General features: G+C 68.2%; 13 protein-coding genes. 7 read left to right on the forward strand and 6 right to left on the reverse strand.

Annotation, left to right across the window (positions count from 1 at the left end; translation table 11 throughout):
* Nucleotides 1-71 precede the first annotated feature (71 nt).
* Together ACE3O8_RS05655 and ACE3O8_RS05660 are read left to right on the forward strand one after the other, a co-directional pair.
* Nucleotides 72-1583 (forward strand): tryptophan halogenase family protein, encoded by a 1512-nt coding sequence (locus ACE3O8_RS05655; RefSeq protein WP_374387673.1) that lies wholly within the window; start codon nucleotides 72-74, stop codon nucleotides 1581-1583.
* On the forward strand, nucleotides 1580-3100 hold the full coding sequence (locus tag ACE3O8_RS05660; protein ID WP_374387675.1) for a tryptophan halogenase family protein: 1521 nt from the start codon (nucleotides 1580-1582) through the stop codon (nucleotides 3098-3100). Before ACE3O8_RS05655 ends, ACE3O8_RS05660 begins: the two co-directional genes overlap by 4 nt.
* Here the strand turns inward: ACE3O8_RS05660 and ACE3O8_RS05665 are convergent.
* Nucleotides 3073-4278, reverse strand: coding sequence for a cation:proton antiporter (locus ACE3O8_RS05665; protein WP_374387677.1), 1206 nt, complete (start codon nucleotides 4276-4278; stop codon nucleotides 3073-3075). The two genes, ACE3O8_RS05660 and ACE3O8_RS05665, sit on opposite strands and share 28 nt — an antisense overlap.
* 199 nt (nucleotides 4279-4477) lie before the next feature.
* Here ACE3O8_RS05665 and ACE3O8_RS05670 point away from each other — a divergent pair, with 199 nt between their 5' ends.
* The 4 genes from ACE3O8_RS05670 to ACE3O8_RS05685 all read left to right on the forward strand — a co-directional run bounded on the left by ACE3O8_RS05670 (nucleotide 4478) and on the right by ACE3O8_RS05685 (nucleotide 10585).
* A complete protein-coding gene (locus ACE3O8_RS05670; protein WP_374387679.1) occupies nucleotides 4478-6181 on the forward strand; it encodes a glycoside hydrolase family 43 protein in 1704 nt (567 codons plus the stop codon).
* 10 nt (nucleotides 6182-6191) lie between these two features.
* Nucleotides 6192-7235, forward strand: a complete 1044-nt coding sequence (locus ACE3O8_RS05675; RefSeq protein ID WP_374387681.1) for a LacI family DNA-binding transcriptional regulator — start codon at nucleotides 6192-6194, stop codon at nucleotides 7233-7235.
* 166 nt (nucleotides 7236-7401) lie between these two features.
* Nucleotides 7402-8805 (forward strand): sugar porter family MFS transporter, encoded by a 1404-nt coding sequence (locus ACE3O8_RS05680; protein ID WP_374387683.1) that lies wholly within the window; start codon nucleotides 7402-7404, stop codon nucleotides 8803-8805.
* Between the two features lies 1 nt (nucleotide 8806).
* A complete protein-coding gene (locus ACE3O8_RS05685; protein WP_374387685.1) occupies nucleotides 8807-10585 on the forward strand; it encodes an IlvD/Edd family dehydratase in 1779 nt (592 codons plus the stop codon).
* A gap of 35 nt (nucleotides 10586-10620) precedes the next feature.
* Here ACE3O8_RS05685 and ACE3O8_RS05690 read toward each other — a convergent pair whose 3' ends face one another.
* Genes ACE3O8_RS05690 through ACE3O8_RS05710 form a run of 5 tightly spaced genes read right to left on the reverse strand, consistent with a single transcriptional unit; the run spans nucleotide 10621 to nucleotide 14598 of the window.
* Nucleotides 10621-10944, reverse strand: coding sequence for a hypothetical protein (locus ACE3O8_RS05690; RefSeq protein ID WP_374387687.1), 324 nt, complete (start codon nucleotides 10942-10944; stop codon nucleotides 10621-10623).
* 27 nt (nucleotides 10945-10971) lie between these two features.
* Entirely contained in the window at nucleotides 10972-11808 is an 837-nt protein-coding gene (locus tag ACE3O8_RS05695; protein WP_374387689.1) for an aldose 1-epimerase, read from the reverse strand.
* Nucleotides 11808-12686, reverse strand: coding sequence for an SMP-30/gluconolactonase/LRE family protein (locus tag ACE3O8_RS05700; RefSeq protein ID WP_374387691.1), 879 nt, complete (start codon nucleotides 12684-12686; stop codon nucleotides 11808-11810). Before ACE3O8_RS05700 ends, ACE3O8_RS05695 begins: the two co-directional genes overlap by 1 nt.
* Nucleotides 12686-13462, reverse strand: coding sequence for an SDR family NAD(P)-dependent oxidoreductase (locus ACE3O8_RS05705; protein WP_374387693.1), 777 nt, complete (start codon nucleotides 13460-13462; stop codon nucleotides 12686-12688). Before ACE3O8_RS05705 ends, ACE3O8_RS05700 begins: the two co-directional genes overlap by 1 nt.
* Nucleotides 13459-14598, reverse strand: a complete 1140-nt coding sequence (locus tag ACE3O8_RS05710; protein WP_374387695.1) for a fumarylacetoacetate hydrolase family protein — start codon at nucleotides 14596-14598, stop codon at nucleotides 13459-13461. The genes ACE3O8_RS05705 and ACE3O8_RS05710 overlap by 4 nt, the downstream gene beginning before the upstream one ends.
* A 210-nt stretch (nucleotides 14599-14808) precedes the next feature.
* Between ACE3O8_RS05710 and ACE3O8_RS05715 the strand changes: the two genes are divergently transcribed.
* On the forward strand, nucleotides 14809-16862 hold a 2054-nt coding region (locus ACE3O8_RS05715), incomplete at its 3' end, for a glycoside hydrolase family 3 protein (RefSeq protein WP_374387697.1).

A 16862-nucleotide genomic window follows, 5' to 3' on the forward strand; every position in this document is an offset into this window, starting at 1 on the left:
GGGCCATGTGCCCCGGCCCGGCTGCCAGTTTTCGGCTTCGCGGCCGCGCAGGGGAAGGCTAGGCTGGGTTCATGACCGAAAACGCCATCCGCTCCGTTCTCGTGGTGGGCGGGGGAACATCCGGCTGGATCAGCGCCGCCGTGCTGGCGCGCTTCCTGGATCCGGCGACGACACGCATCACGCTGGTTGAATCCGACGAGATCGGGATCGTTGGCGTGGGTGAGGCGACGGTGCCCATCATCCGCAACCTGAACGGGCTTCTGGGCATCGATGAGAATGACTTCGTCGCCGCGACGCACGGCAGCTTCAAGCTGGGCATCGAGTTCCGCGACTGGGGCCGGATCGGCAATGTGCATTTCCACGGCTTCGGAGACTTCGGCGAGGATATCGAAGGCATCGCGCCGCACCATCACTGGCTGAAGCTGCGCCGGCAGGGCGACGACCGGCCGATCGAGGACTACAGCCTGACCTATGCGCTGGGCCGGCGCGGGCGCTTCACGCCGCCGGATCCTGAAAGCGGGCGCGGCGAATCCGATTACCGCTATGCCTATCACTTCGACGCCGCGCTCTATGCCCGCTATCTGCGCCGCCATTGCGAGGCGCGCGGCGTGACGCGCGTGGAAGGCCGGATCAGCGATGTTGCGCAGCATGGCGAGAGCGGCGACATCGCTTCGGTGACGCTGGCCGACGGGCGGGCGCTGGAGGCGGACTTCTTCATCGACTGTTCCGGCTTTCGCGGCCTGCTGATCGAGGAGACGCTGAAGACCGGCTATGACAGCTGGGCGCAATGGCTGCCCTGCGACCGGGCGGTGGTGACGGCGAGCAGCGGCGAAGCGCCTTCGCCGCCCTTCACCACATCCACCGCGCTGGAGGCCGGCTGGCAATGGCGCATTCCGCTGCAGCATCGCGAAGGCAACGGCTATGTCTATGCCAGCCGCTTCACCAGCGACGAGCGGGCGCGTGAGCTGATGCTGGCGACGCTGAAGGGCGAGCCGATGCAGGAGCCGCGCGTGCTGCGCTTCGAGGGCGGGCGGCGAAAGCTGGCGTGGAACCGCAACTGCGTGGCGGTGGGGCTGGCGAGCGGCTTTCTGGAGCCGCTGGAATCGACCAGCATCCAGCTGATCCAGACGGCGATCGCGCGGCTGATCGACCATTTCCCGGATCGTCGGCGCGACCCCGCGATCATCGCCGAATACAACCGGCTGTGCGCGAACGAGGTGGAGCGGGTGCGCGATTTCATCATCCTGCATTATTGCCTGACCCACCGCACCGAGCCGATGTGGGACTATGTGCGCAACATGGACTTGCCCGACACGCTGGCGCACAAGATCGAGCTGTGGAAGGCGATGGGGCGCGTGCCGCTGATGACCGAGGAAAGCTATCAGGAGCCGAGCTGGGCGGCGATCTTCCTGGGCAATGGCTGCCTGCCGGGCCGATATGACCCGCTGGTGGACCGGATCGACACCGCGCGGCTGGCGCGGGGGATGGCGGCGCGCCGGGAGGCCTATGCCGCCTGGGCCGAGCGGATGCCGACGCAGGCGGCCTATATCGCGCGCCACTGCGCCATGAAGGCGCCCGCATGAACGGGGAAGCGCCTGTCCGCTCCATCGTGATCGCGGGCGGCGGCAGCGCCGGCTGGATGGCCGCCGCCGCGCTGTCGCGCGTGCTGGGCGGGGCCGATCATGTGTCGATCACGCTGGTGGAATCCGAGGAGATCGGGATCGTGGGCGTGGGTGAGGCGACGATCCCGCCGATCCAGGCCTTCAACGGGATCCTCGGCATCAACAACGAGGAGTTCATCCGCGCCACGCAGGCGACGTTCAAGCTGGGGATCGAATTCGTGAACTGGCTGCGGCCGGGGCACCGCTATCTCCATCCCTTCGGCGCCTATGGTCAGCCGGTGGGGCTGGCGCCCTTTCACCAGCACTGGCTGCGGGCGCGGCAGCTGGGCGATCCGGTGGGCATCGAGGCCTATTCGCTGACAACGCAGGCGGCGATACGCGGGCGCTTCCAGCGGCCCAGTTCCGATCCCCGATCGGTGCTGTCCACCATGGCCTATGCCTATCATTTCGACGCCGCGCTCTATGCGAAATACCTGCGCGCCTATGCCGAGGCGCGGGGCGTGGTGCGGCGGGAAGGCCGGATCGCCCAGGTGAACCTGGACGGCGAGACGGGCGACATCGCATCCCTGCTGCTGGACGATGGCGGCGTGATTGCGGGCGACCTGTTCATCGACTGCACCGGCTTCCGCTCGCTGCTGCTGGGGCAGGCGCTGGGCGTCGGCTATGAGGACTGGTCCCGCTGGCTGCCGTGCAACAGCGCGCTGGCGGTGCCCAGCGGCAAGGTGCCCGAGGATACGCCCTATACCCGTTCGACCGCCTGGGGCGCAGGCTGGCAATGGCGGATTCCGCTGCAGCACCGCACCGGCAACGGCATGGTTTACTGCAACAGCTACATGGCGGATGCGGAAGCCGGCGACATCCTGCTGGGCAATCTGGATTCACCGGCGCTGGCGCAGCCGATGCAACTGCGCTTCACCACCGGCCGTCGGACGAAATTCTGGCACCGCAACTGCGTGGCGGCGGGCTTGTCCTCGGGCTTTCTGGAGCCGCTGGAATCGACCAGCATCCACCTGATCCAATCCAGCATCACGCGGCTGATCACATCCTTCCCGCGCGCCCGGATGAGCCCGTTGCTGCAGGCGGAGTACAACCGGCAGATGGGCAACGAGTTCGAGCGGGTGCGGGATTTCCTGGTGCTGCACTACAGCGCGACGGAGCGCGACGACACGCCCTTCTGGCGCTATTGCCGGACCATGCCGATCCCGGACTCGCTGGCGGAAAAGATCGCCCTGTTCCGCGAATCCGGCCGCTTGCTGGAACGGCCGCACGACCTGTTCTGGGAATCGAGCTGGCTGGCGGTGCTGCTGGGCCAGGGCATCGAGCCGACGGGCCATGACCCGATGGCGGACAGCGTGCCCCCGGCGGAGCTGGACCGGATGCTGCGCGCCATGCGCAAGACGATTGCGGACGCGGCCGAGGCGCTGCCCACGCAGGCGGACTATATCGACCGTTACTGCCGCGCCGCGCCGCCCGCCTGATCGGCCTGCCGGCGCTGCAACAGGCGCACGGCGGGAATGGTGAGCATCGTGCTGCCCACGGCCATCAGCAGAAGCGCGGTGAAGGCGGCGCTGGAGATGATCTGCCGATCCAGCAGCACCTGCGCGAAGATGATCATGATGAGCGCCTTTGTCTGCAACAGCCAGCCGATGAGGTTCGCCTCCCCCCGGTTCCAGCCGAGGATGCGTCCGGCGAGGTGCACGCCCGCGAGCTTGCCCGCGACGGAGGCGACAAGAAGAAGCGCCGCCGCGCCGATGACGGCGAGGCCGCCCATTTCCCAGCTGGTGCGCAGGCCGGTGGACAGGAAGAACACGGGCATCAGCGCGAACAGGATGGTGGTGCGGAACTGGTCCATGCGCTTGCTGTCGAACCAGTGGCCGTCGAGCACTGCGCCCGCGAGGAAGGCGCCGACCATGTAGTGCAGCCCCGACCAGTCTGCCGCGAGGCTGACGGCGATCAGCCAGATCAGGCCGACATGCCAGCGGTCTGCCTGCGGAATGCGGCTGACGAGGCGGCGGATGGCGAAGGACGCCAGCGCGAAACAGGCGAAGAAGGCCAGTTGCCGGGCCATGCGATCCGTATCGACGAGGATGATGGCCAGCACGCCCCAGATGGCGATATCGTCCAGGCTGGCATAGCGCAGGATGCGCTGGCCCAGCGGCTGGCGCAGGATTTCCAGCTTTTCCATGAACAGGATCAGGATCGGAAGCGCGGTGACGGCGGCCGCCATGCCGATGCCGGCGGTCGCCTGCAGGCGGGTTCCTTCCGCCCCCAGCCATCCTTCGGTGCGAAGCAGGAGAGCGCCCGCCGCCATGCCAAGGGTGAGCGGCGCCAGCAGGGCGAGCGAGGCGGTGATCCCGGTTTCACGGCGGTTCTGCCACGCGGCCTTCAGATCGAGTTCAAGCCCGGCGGTGAAGACGAACATCATCACGCCCCACCAGGCGACGCCGTTCAGCGCGGTGATGACCTGGGGATTGAACAGGGCGGTATGCGCGTCGGGGAAGGCCGCCCCCACCACGCCCGGCCCAAGCAGGACGCCGCTGAGGATCTGCACGACCACGAGCGGGGCGAAACCGTCTGTGCGGAACAGCCGCCAGACCAGCCAGGGCAGGCTGAACACCAGCAGCATCGCGATCAGGAAGAGTTCGGTCGTGGTCATTCCGGCGCGACCGTTAGGAAACCGGGCATATGCTGTCGAGCGGGAAGGCGGCCGCACAGGGCGGGTGCAACCCCGACACGCGGCCTGCCGAGCTGTTCATCCATTCCCTGCCCCCGAGATTAAGGTTGCGCGGCGTTGGTCGTCGCTGCAAGATAACGCTAACATTCGAAGCCTAGCTGCGTCTGGGGAGGCGTGCAACATGGGATTCCGGCCTGCGGGCGCATTGGTGGCCGCCCTTCTGATCCTGTGCCCGCAAGGGGCGCTGCGGGCGGCGGAGGCGGAGTTCCGCTGGTTCCGCTATGCCGGTTCCGATCCGGTGGATCCGGGTGCGGGGCCGGCCGAAGGGCAGTTCCGCAACCCGGTGCTGGCAGGCTTTTACCCGGACCCCTCGATCGTCCGGGTGGGAGCGGATTTCTACCTGGTGAACTCCAACTTTGGCTGGTTCCCGGGGATTCCTGTGTGGCACAGCCGCGATCTCGTCAGCTGGCGGCAGATCGGCAACGCCATTGACCGGCCGGGGATGGTGGATTTCAAGGGCAGGGAATTGTCGCAGGGGCTGTTCGCGCCCACCATCAGCTGGCACGACGGCACCTTCTATATCGCCAACACCTGCTTTGCCTGCGGCGGCAACTATATCGTCACCGCGAAGGATCCGGCCGGGCCATGGAGCCAGCCGCACTGGTTTCCGGATCTGGGCTGGGGGATCGACCCGTCGCTGTTCTTCGATGCGGATGGATCCGCCTGGCTGCTGAACAATGATGTGCCGCCGGGCGGCGAAACCTATCCGGGGCATCGTGCGGTGTTCCTGCAGCGGCTGGATCTTGGGGCGATGAAGCTGGTGGGCCCGCGCCACATGATCCTGAACGGCGGCGCGAAGATCGCGGAGAAGCCGGAGTATGTGGAAGGGCCGCACCTCTTCCGGGCGAACGGCTTCTATTATCTGACGGCGGCCGAAGGCGGCACGGGCGACCGGCACGCGCAGGTCGTGCTGCGATCGAAATCGATCGAGGGGCCGTATGAAGCCTTTGCGGGAAACCCGATCCTGACGCAGCGCGGGATGGATCCGGCGCGCCTGTTCCCGATCAGCTCGGCGGGGCATGCCGACCTGGTGCAGACGGAGGCTGGCGACTGGTGGGCGGTGTTCCTGGCGACCCGGCCCTATCGCGACGACATCTACAACACGGGTCGCGAAACCTTCCTGCTGCCTGTGCAATGGACGGCGGACGGCTGGCCGACGATCCTGAAGCCGGGCGTGCCGATCCCGCATGTGGCGAAGCGCCCCGCCCTGCCGCCCGATCCGGCGCCGCCGATGCCCACCAGCGGGCCCTTCATGGTGGAGGACGCCTTCGACGGCCCGGCATTGGGCCTGCACTGGATGACGATGCGTGGGCCCGCGGACGGCTGGATGCGGCTGGAGGGCGGGGTGCTGAGGCTGACGCCGCGCAGCATCGGCCTGGGCGATCTGGCCGATCCCAGCTTCGTGGCGCGGCGGCAGCAGCATATGAACATGGAGGCCTCTACCCTGCTGTCGTTCAAGCCGGGCGCGGGCGAGGCGGCGGGGCTGGGGATCATCCAGCGCGATGAATATTGGTATGCGCTGCTGCTGGCGGATGCGGGCGGTGGCCGGCGGGAAATCCGGCTGCTGCTGCGCGACGGGGCGGAGACACCGGCGGCCGGACGGCTACTGGCCTCTGCCCCGGCACCGGATGGTGACATCCGCCTGAGGATTGTGGCTGAGGGCGAGCGCTATCGGTTTGACTGGGCACCTGCGGGCGGGGACTGGCGGACGCTGCTGGCCGGGGCCGACGGCACCGTGCTGAGCAGCTGGCGGGCGCGGGGCTTCGTGGGGGCGATGGTGGGCCCCTATGCCGTGACAGTCGACAGCAGACGGATCAGCCCATAGGGATTGCGGGATGAGCCGACCGACCCGCCGCAAATCCGGAAGCGCGACCATCCAGGACGTCGCGCGGGAGGCGGGCGTGTCTGCGATGACCGTCTCGCGGGTGGTGAACGGCGGATCGCAGGTGCGCAGCGAAACGCGCGAGGCCGTGCTCGCCGCGATCGAGAAGCTGAGTTACCAGCCGAACAGTGCGGCGCGCACCCTGGCGGCCGGGCGGGCGGCGCAGATCGGCCTTCTTTATTCCAACCCCTCTGCCTCTTACCTCAGCCAGTTCCTGATAGGGGCGCTGGAGGGGGCGCGGCTGGGGGGCAGCCACCTGCTGCTGCAACCCTGCAACGATGCCAGCCCGACAGCGCAGGCGGAAGCGGCACGGCATTTCGTGGGGCCGGATATCCAGGGCGTGATCCTGCCGCCGCCGCTGTCGGAATCAGAGGCGGTGAAGGCGGAGCTGACGGCGGCACATGTGCCCTGGGTGGCGATCGCGCTGGGGCGGATGCAGCCGGGCGCGCTGAACGTGCGGATCGACGACCAGGCGGCCGCGGCGACGATGACGCGGCACCTGCTGGAGCTGGGGCACCGCCGCATCGGCTTCATCAAGGGGCACCCGAACCAGATCGCGAGCGCGGAACGCTATCGCGGCTTTGTCGCCGCGCTTGCGGACGCGGGGCTGGATGCGAAGGCCATGCCGGTCGAGCAGGGGTATTTCAGCTATGATTCGGGGCTGGAGGCCGCCGGGCGCATGCTGGCCGGGGCCGACCGGCCGACGGCGATCTTCGCCAGCAACGACGACATGGCGGCTGCCGCCGTGGGGGTTGCGAACCGCCTGGGGCTGAAGGTGCCGCAGGACCTGAGCATCGTGGGGTTCGACGACACGCAGCTGGCGACGAGCATCTGGCCGCAGCTGACGACGATCCGCCAGCCGATCGCGGAAATGGCGCGATCGGCCGTCGCGTTGCTGCAGGAACGGCTGCGCACGGGCGAGACACCGGACGAGCCGGAGCTGGTGCTGCCCTATCAGCTGATCGTCCGGGGATCGAGCGGCCCGCCCACTGCCTGACACCGCCGCGGCGGATTGCATACGAATGCGATTTGCGCCGTGGAAGCCCCCTTGCCAAGACTGTCGCGGAGCGGCATGAACAGCGGTGGGGTTACCGCTAACATCGGCTGCTTGCGGAGGCAGGCCCGAAGAGCCGACAACGGCCGGGCGGTTTGGGGAGAGACGGATGACGGATGCAGGGCGCCAGGCCAATTACGGCTTCATCGCGACGATCGTGGCGGTCGCCACCATCGGCGGTTTCATGTTCGGCTATGACAGCGGCGTGATCAACGGCACGCAGGAGGGGCTGGAAGGCGCCTTCGGCGTTTCCGAACTGGGAACCGGCGTGCTGGTGGGCGCGTTGCTGATCGGCTGCGCGGTGGGGGCCTTCACGGCGGGGCGGCTTTCCGACCTGATCGGGCGGCGCAACGTGATGATGCTGGCGGCGGGGCTGTTCGTGATTTCGGCCTTTGGCGCAGGGGCGGCGAACTCAGCCTGGCTGTTCGTGCTGGCACGCTTCATCGGCGGGCTGGGCGTGGGCGCGGCATCGGTGACGACACCCGTCTATATTTCCGAAGTGACGCCGGCGGCGGTGCGCGGGCGGCTTTCCACCGTGCAGCAGATCATGATCATCACCGGCCTGACCGGGGCCTTTGTCGCCAACTATGTGCTGGCGCGCACGGCCGGCGGATCGACGGCGGAATTCTGGCTGGGCTTCCCGGCCTGGCGCTGGATGCTGTGGCTGCAGATGATCCCGGCGACCATCTATCTGGCGGCGCTGACGCTGATCCCGGAAAGCCCGCGCTATCTGGTGCTGAAGGGCCGCGACGAAGAGGCGAAGTCGGTTCTGTCGAAGCTGTTCGGCGCAGAGACGGCGGACGCCAAGGTGGCGGACATCCGGCACACGCTGGCGACAGACCACCAGCCGCGCCTGTCGGACCTGAAGGACCCGGCGACCGGCCGCATCCGGCCCATCCTGTGGGCGGGCATCGGCATCGCGGTGTTCCAGCAGCTCGTGGGGATCAACATCGTTTTCTACTATGGATCGGTGCTGTGGCAGTCCGTCGGCTTTTCCGAGAATGACGCGCTGCTGATCAACATCGTGTCGGGCGCGGTTTCGATCCTGGCCTGCCTGGCGACGGTGCTGATGATCGACCGCATCGGGCGCAAGCCGCTGCTGCTGATGGGATCGCTGGGCATGGCGGCGACGCTGTCGGTGATGGTGATCTGCTTTGCCAATGCGGTGATGGTGGACGGCCAGCTGAGCCTGCCCGGCAGCTTTGGCCTGATCGCGCTGGTGGCGGCCAACCTGTATGTGATCTTCTTCAACATGAGCTGGGGCCCGGTGATGTGGGTGATGCTGGGCGAGATGTTCCCGAACCAGATCCGGGGCTCTGCACTGGCGGTTTCGGGCCTTGCGCAATGGGCGGCCAACTTCGCCATCGTGCTGAGCTTCCCCTGGGCGGCGAAGCATGTCGGCCTGCCGCTCACCTATGGCTTCTATGCCGCGTCCGCGCTGCTCTCCTTCTTCTTCGTTCGCGCGGTGGTGAAGGAAACCAAGGGCAAGGAACTGGAAGCGATGCAGGGCTGAGATGACGGCCCGGATCCCTGTCCGCCCGTTCCGTTCGCGGGACTGGTTCGCCAACCCGGACCGGGCGGACATGACCGCGCTCTATCTGGAGCGCTTCATGAACTATGGGATCACGCCGGCCGAGCTGCAATCCGGCCGGCCGGTCATCGGCATCGCACAGTCCGGCTCTGACCTGAGCCCCTGCAACCGCATCCATATTGAACTGGCCGCGCGCGTGCGCGACGGAATCCGCGACGCGGGCGGGATTCCGATGGAATTCCCGCTGCACCCGATCTTCGAGAATTGCCGCCGCCCCACGGCCGCGCTGGATCGAAACCTTGCCTATCTGGGGCTGGTGGAAATCCTGAACGGCTATCCCATCGATGCGGTGGTGCTGACGACGGGCTGCGACAAGACCACGCCCGCGCAGCTGATGGCGGCGGCCACGATGGACCTGCCCGCCATCGTGCTGTCGGGCGGGCCGATGCTCGACGGCTGGCACGAGGGCGAACTGGTTGGATCGGGCACGGTGATCTGGCGGGCGCGGCGAAAGCTCGCCGCCGGCGAGATCGACGAGGCGGAGTTCCTGGCGCAGGCCTGCGCCTCTGCCCCTTCTGCCGGGCACTGCAATTCCATGGGCACCGCCTCCACCATGAACAGCATCGCGGAGGGGCTGGGCATGTCGCTGCCCGGTTGCGCGATGATCCCCGCGCCATACCGCGAACGCGGGCAGATCGCCTATGAAACGGGTCGCCGGGCGGTGGAGATCGCCTATGAGGATCTGCGCCCGTCGCGCATCCTGACGCGGCAGGCCTTTCTGAACGCCATCGCACTGACCATCGCGATCGGCGGCTCTTCCAACGCGCAGCCGCATATCGTCGCCATGGCGCGCCATGCCGGGGTTGAGATCACGCCCGACGACTGGCGTGCGGTGCATGACATCCCGCTGCTGGTGAACATGCAGCCGGCCGGGCGCTATCTGTCGGAACGGTTCCACCGCGCGGGCGGAATTCCTGCCGTGCTGACGGAACTGCTGGCCGCCGGGCGCATCGACGGCAATGTGCCCACCATCACCGGCCGCACGCTGGGGGAGAATGTGGCCGGCCGCGTCGCGACGGACCGCGAGGTGATCCGGCCCTATGGCGATCCGCTGCTGCCGGACGCCGGCTTCCTGGTGCTGAAAGGCAATCTGTTCGACTTCGCCATCCTGAAGACAAGCGTGATCTCGGACAGTTTCCGCGGCCGCTATCTCTCCCGCCCCGGGCAGGAAGGCGTGTTCGAAGCGCGCGCCGTGGTGTTCGACGGATCGGACGATTACCACCATCGCATCAACGATCCGGCGCTGAACATCGACGCGAATTGCATCCTGGTGATCCGGGGATCCGGCCCGATCGGCTGGCCGGGATCTGCCGAGGTGGTGAACATGCAGCCGCCCGATGCGCTGATCCGCCAGGGCATCTCCAGCCTGCCGACGCTGGGCGACGGGCGGCAATCGGGCACATCGGACAGCCCCTCCATCCTGAACGCCTCCCCCGAAAGCGCGGCCGGCGGCGGGCTGGCCTGGCTTCGCACCGGGGACATGCTGCGCATCGACCTGAACGCGGGCAGCTGCGACGCTCTGGTGGAGGCGGACGAGATCGCCCGCCGGCTGGCCGAAGCCCCGCCGCCCGTTCCTGCCAGCCGCACGCCGTGGGAGGAACTCTACCGCGAGAAGTCCGGGCAGCTGGCCGAGGGCGCGGTGCTGGAAATGGCGCTGAAGTACCGGGGCGTCGGCGATGAGGTGCCCCGCCACAATCATTGAGCGGGCAGTGGCCCTTCGGCGCTGGATTCAGCGCCTCAGAAGGGGACCGGCCAGATGTTGCGGCTGTCCTCGAAGCCGAAGGCGGCCCAGCCGCTGCTGCCGAGCGGGACAGCCGCCGAGCCATGGATGCTGCGCGCGCCGCCGGTGCCGACCATCACGCCCACTTCGCCATGGGGCCGCCTGTCCGTCTGCCGGGGCGTTGCGGTTGGATCGGCCAGATCGCGCCGGGTGTTGCCCGCGATCAGCGCTTCCTTTTCCGCCTCTGTCAGCGACAGGGTGACCGGATCGGCCGATGCGGGCGCGGCTGCGAGCAGCGCGAGAGCGATGAGCGGCATCTTCATGACGGCACGGTCGTCCATCCGCTGTGAAGAGCGGATGAACGCCGTTCAGGCAAGGAAAATGCGCAATCCAATCTCCATGTCACCACCCGGTGCAAGACTGTCCATCCCGCCCCTGTTGATCGCGTCGGGCAGGTGGGTGACGGGTTCGGCGCAGAAGAAATCCGCGCCCGGCGGGATATAGAGGTGCAGCCCGTCTGCGCCGGTGGCGGACAGACGGATGGACAGCCCGCCGCCCTCGATCCGGGCGTCGCCGGCCCAGCCCTCATGGGCGTTGTCGACCAGCGCGGGGCGGGAGAGGCTGTCGCCTTCGGCCCAGTTGCCGAAGTGATCCGGCGCGACCCGGGCAAGCGGAAGCTGGGTGATGTCTGCCGTCCAGGCGGCGGAGACGCGCGTGGTCAGCCGGCTGTCTGCATGGCGGGGAAAATAGGGATGGAAGCCGAGGCCGGCGGGCATGGGTTCGTCGGCCATGTTGCGCAGCCGGAGCCGGGCGGCGAGGCCGCCGCCCGAGAGGCGGAATTGCTGTTCGGCGTGAAAGGGCCAGGGCCAGCCATCGCCGCCCGGGTGATCGAGTGCGAGCGTCGCGCGATCCTCCCCCTGTTCGGTGACCTGCCAGGGGCGCTGCCAGCCGACGCCGTGCAGGCTGTGGGGATGATCGCCGAAGTTGAGGGGCAGGCGCCAGGATCGCCCGCCGAACCGGAAGCGGCCGTTGGCGATGCGGTTCACATAGGGGACGAGCGGGAAACAGGCTGTCTGAAGCGCATCGGTCGGGTTGGCGGGCGCCGGACGCAGGATGTCCTGGCCGTGGTGCCGAAGGGCGCCGATGCTGCCGCCGAGGTTGGGCAGAAGGTCAAGCTCCCAGCCGTGGGCCGCCAGACGAAGCATCAGCGCAGGCGTACCCCGTGTGACGGCAGACCGGGGACGTCCACGCGGAAGCTGAACAGATCGCCGGCCAGCGGCTCGCGGGTGCGGCCGGCGGCGTCGAGATGCTTGGCTGCCGTGGTGGCATAAGCGGTGCGGAGATCCGATCCGCCGAACGCGATCTTGGTGATGGCGGAAACCGGAAAGGTGCGGGTTTCCACCAGCCTGCCGTCGGGCGCGTAGCGGCGCGCGGCCCAGCCGTTGTAGAGCCCGATCCACAGATGGCCCTCGCTGTCCACGCTGGGGCCGTCCGGATAGCCGTCTGCCCGGTCGACATGGGCGAACAGGCGGGCCGGGCCGAGGCTGCCGTCGGCGCGGATTTCGGCGGCGAGGATGTCGCCGCCCAACGTATCCACATGATAGAGGATGTGCCCGTCGGGGCTGACGGCGGGGCCGTTGGTGATGGGCACCGGCCCGGCGACGGCCTGCGGGCCGTTGCTGTCGTACCGGTAGAAGCGGCCGGTCGGCGCGGATTCGCCGTCGTCCATGGTGCCGAACCAGAGGCGGCCTTCAGGATCGACGACGGCATCGTTCAGCCGGTTTCCGGGCAGGCCGGGTTCCGGATCCGCCAGCAGGGTGAAGCGGCCGTCTGCAGGATCGAACAGGTGCAGGCCGGTCTGCAGGCCGGCGACGAGCCTGGCCGACCCCGCGACGGGGACGACGAAGCCGATCTGCGCGGGTGCAGGCCAGCTCTGCCGCGAACCGGCCGCGGGATCGAGCCGGTGGATCGCCGGGGTCTTGATGCAGACGAACCACAGCGCCTTGTCTGCCGGATGCCACAGCGGCCCTTCCAACAGCGGCGCGCCGAGCGGCCAGATGCTGCGGGGTTCCGTGGCGGGCATCAGCGCCAGCCCGCGTCCACGAAATAGCTGTGGCCGGTGATGAGCCGGGCATCATCCGAGGCGAGGAACAGCACCATCGCGGCCACGTCCTGCGGGGCGAGCCGGCCCTTCAGGCACTGGGCGGCGACGATATCCGCCTCTCCTTCGGGGGTGTACCATTTCTGTTGGCGCGGCGTGCGGACATTGCCGGGGATCACGCAGGTGGCGCGGATGCCATCCGGCCCCAGTTCCCGCGCCAGGCTGCGGGTGAGCCCCTCGATTGCGGCCTTGCAGGTCTGGTAGAGGGTGAGCCCCTCGAGGCCCAGATGCCAGGAAATGGAGCCGAGATTGATGATCGCGCCGCCGCCCTTCGCGCGCATCGCGGGGATCACCGCCTGTGCGCAGAAGAACAGATGCTTCAGGTTCACGTTCACGCGCTCGTCCCAATAGGCCTCGGTCACGTCCTCGATCGCGTGGCGGTCGTCGTTGGCGGCGTTGTTCACCAGGATGTCGAACGCGCCATGCTGTTCGATCAGGCCGGCGATTCGCTGGCGGAGCGCCGAAATGTCCGTGAGGTCCAGATGTTCGAAGCGGACGCCGAGCCGGGCGGCGAGCCGGGCGGAGTCCTCGTCGGCGATATCGAAGAAGGTGACGTCGGCGCCCTGCGCCGCGAAGCCTTCCACGATGCCGGCGCCGATGCCGGAGCCGCCGCCGGTGACCAGCACGCGCCTGCCGGAGAGGCTGGGATAGCGGGCCGGTTCGAGATCTGCGGGTTCGCCCGTCGGCTGGATCCTCATCGGGCGGCTGTCTTTCCTTGCGGCATCTGCGCAATGAAGGCGCGGATGCCCGTTGTCCATGGGGCGGCTTCGGCGCTGGTCGTCACGATGTTGCGCAGCATGCCGAGGCGGGGGGAGCGGATCTCGACGATGTCGCCCACCTTGTGGGTGAAGCCCCGGCCCGGCTCGTCGCGGTCCTGAACGGGCGCAAACAGCGTGCCCAGGAACAGGGCGAAGCCATCCGGATACTGATGTTCCGACAGGGTCTGGCGCACCAGCTCCAGCGGATCGCGGCTGATCTGGCGCATGGAGCTGTGGCCCTCCAGCCGATAGCCTTCGGGGCCTTCGATCAGCAGGTCGAGTTCCGCGCTGCGCACGTCGTCGATCGTGAAGCCGGCGTCGAACAGGCGGATGAAGGGGCCGAGCGCGCAGGAGGCGTTGTTGTCCTTCGCCTTGCCCAGCAGCAGCGCGCTGCGGCCTTCGAAATCGCGCAGGTTCACGTCATTGCCCAGCGTCGCGCCGACGGGTTCGCCCCTGCCGTTCACCAGCAGAACCACCTCAGGCTCAGGATTGTTCCACGCCGAATCGGAGCGGATGCCGACTTCGGCCCCCCAGCCGATGGTGGACAGCACCGGGGCCTTGGGGAACACCTCGGCATCGGGGCCGATGGCGACTTCCAGATATTGCGACCACATGCCCGCCTCGATCAGCGCGGCCTTCAGGCGGCGCGCGGGTTCGCTGCCCGGCACGACGGCACGGATGCCGTCTCCGACCTGTTGTTCGAGGCCGGCGCGGATACTGGCGGCCTGGGCGACATCGCCGCGCGCGCGCTCTTCGATCACGCGCTCGATCGCGGAAACCGCGAAGGTGACGCCGCAGGCCTTTACGCACTGGAGATCGATTGGGGACAGCAGCTGCGGCCCTTCGCCCGCGCCGATATGGAGGTCGCTGACGGCGCACAGGTGGACACCGGACACGGCGGCAGGCGAGTCGAGATCGAGCAGATCGGCCATCGTCGGCGCTGCGGCCGAAACGTCGAACAGCTCTCCGTTGCGCACCAGCACGGGAACGGGTCCGTTGCGCAGCTGCACGCGGCCTGCCAGCGTGGCGCGCGCATGATCCTCTGGCAGCGCCGACGGCGCGAACAGGCTGTGCAACCGAAATCCTCCCTTGCTTGTTGATAGCGCTACCATTGCCTTGGCCAATCCGCAAGGGGCGGGCCTTCCGCAACGGAAGCCCCGGTGCAGAAAAATGCGGCCCATACCGCGAAGCCACTTGGCTGGCCGGACAGGCCGTGCCAACGTTAGCGCAACCATCCATCAAGGGCCCGTGAGGGAGCCCGTGGAGCCGGCCGGGGAGAATCGATGATGAACGCCATGCGCCACCGGGTGATCGCCACCCTGCTGCTGTCTTGCGCAACGGCCGGCTTTGCGGCCGGGCCTGAGGGCGGTTCCGCCGACGGCACCGACACGGTGAACCCTGCGCTCTGGCCCTCCCCCCGGTGGCCGATCCCGGAAGATCCGGCGATCGAGGCGCGAATCCGGACCCTGATGGCGCGCATGACGATCGAGGAAAAGGTCGGCCAGATCCTCCAGGCCGACATCGCCAGCGTCACGCCAGAGGAGGTGCGCCGCTATCATCTGGGTTCGGTGCTGAACGGTGGCAACAGCGCGCCGGGCGGCAACGAGGAAGCGCCGCCCATCGACTGGCTGAAGCTGGCCGACGCCTTCTACGACGCCTCGGTCGACACTTCCGGCGGCGGCGTCGGGATCCCGCTGATCTGGGGCACGGATGCCGTGCACGGCCACAGCAACATCGTGGGCGCCACGCTGTTCCCACACAACATCGGCCTGGGCGCCGCGCGGGACCCGGACCTGATCTTCCGCATCGGCAAGGCCACCGCGATCGAGATCCGCACCACCGGGCAGGAATGGACCTTTGCGCCCACCATCACGGTGCCGCAGGATTTCCGCTGGGGCCGGGCGTTCGAAGGCTATTCCTCTGATCCCAAGCTCGTGTCCTCATACGTGGGCGCCATGATCCGCGGGCTTCAGGGCGAGCCCAATTCGGGCGCGATCCTGAAGGGCCCGCATGTCATCGCCAGCACCAAGCATTTCCTGGCCGACGGCGGCACCTTCGAAGGCCGCGACCAGGGCGACGCGCGGATGGACGAAAAGACGCTGCGCGACATCCACGGCCTGCCCTATGTCGCCGCCATCGAGGCGGGCGTCGAAACGGTGATGACCAGCTTTTCCAGCTGGAACGGCATCAAGATCGCCGGGCACCGGGGCCTTGTGACCGATGTGCTGAAGGAGCGGATGAACTTCGGCGGCTTCGTGGTGACGGACTGGAACGCCCATGGCCAGGTGGCGGGCTGCACCAATGCCAGCTGCCCGCAATCGCTGATCGCCGGGATCGACATGTTCATGGCGCCCGACAGCTGGAAGGACATGCATGTCTCGCTGGTGAAGCAGGCGAAGGACGGCACCGTGCCCATGGCCCGGCTGGACGACGCCGTGGCGCGTGTGCTGCGGGTTAAGATGCGCATGGGCCTGTTCGAGGCCGGCCGCCCTTCGGCTCGCCCCCTGTCGGGCCGGTTCGAGCTGCTGGGCGCCCCGGACCATCGGGCCATCGCGCGGGAGGCGGTGCGCAAATCGCTGGTGCTGCTGAAGAACAGCGGGTCGGTGCTGCCGATCAGGCCCGGCGCGAAGCTGCTGGTCGCCGGGGACGGCGCCGACGATATCGCGCGCCAGTCCGGCGGCTGGACCATCACCTGGCAGGGCACCGGCGTCGGCAATGCGGCGTTCCCCGGTGCGACGTCGCTGTGGAAGGGCTTGTCCGATGCGGTCACGGCGGCGGGCGGCAAGGCGCAGTTGTCGCCGGACGGCAGCTTCACGCAGAAGCCTGATGTCGCCATCGTGGTGTTCGGCGAGACGCCCTATGCGGAGTTCCAGGGCGACATCAAGACGCTGCGGCTGCGCCCGGAGCTGGAGAAGCCGTTTGAAACGATGCGCAGGCTGAAGGCGCAGGGAATCCCCGTGGTGGGCCTGATGATCACCGGGCGACCGCTGTTCGTGAATCCCGCGATCAACGCCTCCGACGCGTTCGTCGTCGCCTGGCTGCCCGGATCAGAGGGCGGCGGCGTCGCCGATGTGCTTGTCGCCGGGCCCCGGGGCAAGCCGGTCGCGGACTTCACCGGAACGCTGCCCGTCGCCTGGCCGGTGAACGCGAAGGTGGACGGGCCCACCCTGTTTCCCTTCGGTTTCGGTTTGACCCTGGCGCAGAAGACGCCCGCCGGGCCGGCGCTGCCAGAGGATCCCGGCGTTGAAGACGCCGGCGCCTCCGGCATCTTCCTCGATCGCGGTCAGCCGCACCCGCTGTGGTCGCTCTATGTGACGGACGGGGCCGACAGCACCCGCAT

It is taken from the genome of Sandaracinobacter sp., from assembly GCF_041909755.1.
Lineage (GTDB): Bacteria > Pseudomonadota > Alphaproteobacteria > Sphingomonadales > Sphingomonadaceae > Sandaracinobacteroides.

Excerpts from the sequence above, each read along its gene's own strand:
- ACE3O8_RS05655 (WP_374387673.1), top strand. The coding sequence starts at position 72 with ATGACCGAAAACGCCATCCGCTCCGTTCTCGTGGTGGGCGGGGGAACA.
- ACE3O8_RS05660 (WP_374387675.1), top strand. The coding sequence starts at position 1,580 with ATGAACGGGGAAGCGCCTGTCCGCTCCATCGTGATCGCGGGCGGCGGC.
- ACE3O8_RS05665 (WP_374387677.1), bottom strand. The coding sequence starts at position 4,278 with ATGACCACGACCGAACTCTTCCTGATCGCGATGCTGCTGGTGTTCAGC.
- ACE3O8_RS05670 (WP_374387679.1), top strand. The coding sequence starts at position 4,478 with ATGGGATTCCGGCCTGCGGGCGCATTGGTGGCCGCCCTTCTGATCCTG.
- ACE3O8_RS05675 (WP_374387681.1), top strand. The coding sequence starts at position 6,192 with ATGAGCCGACCGACCCGCCGCAAATCCGGAAGCGCGACCATCCAGGAC.
- ACE3O8_RS05680 (WP_374387683.1), top strand. The coding sequence starts at position 7,402 with ATGACGGATGCAGGGCGCCAGGCCAATTACGGCTTCATCGCGACGATC.
- ACE3O8_RS05685 (WP_374387685.1), top strand. The coding sequence starts at position 8,807 with ATGACGGCCCGGATCCCTGTCCGCCCGTTCCGTTCGCGGGACTGGTTC.
- ACE3O8_RS05690 (WP_374387687.1), bottom strand. The coding sequence starts at position 10,944 with ATGGACGACCGTGCCGTCATGAAGATGCCGCTCATCGCTCTCGCGCTG.
- ACE3O8_RS05695 (WP_374387689.1), bottom strand. The coding sequence starts at position 11,808 with ATGCTTCGTCTGGCGGCCCACGGCTGGGAGCTTGACCTTCTGCCCAAC.
- ACE3O8_RS05700 (WP_374387691.1), bottom strand. The coding sequence starts at position 12,686 with ATGCCCGCCACGGAACCCCGCAGCATCTGGCCGCTCGGCGCGCCGCTG.
- ACE3O8_RS05705 (WP_374387693.1), bottom strand. The coding sequence starts at position 13,462 with ATGAGGATCCAGCCGACGGGCGAACCCGCAGATCTCGAACCGGCCCGC.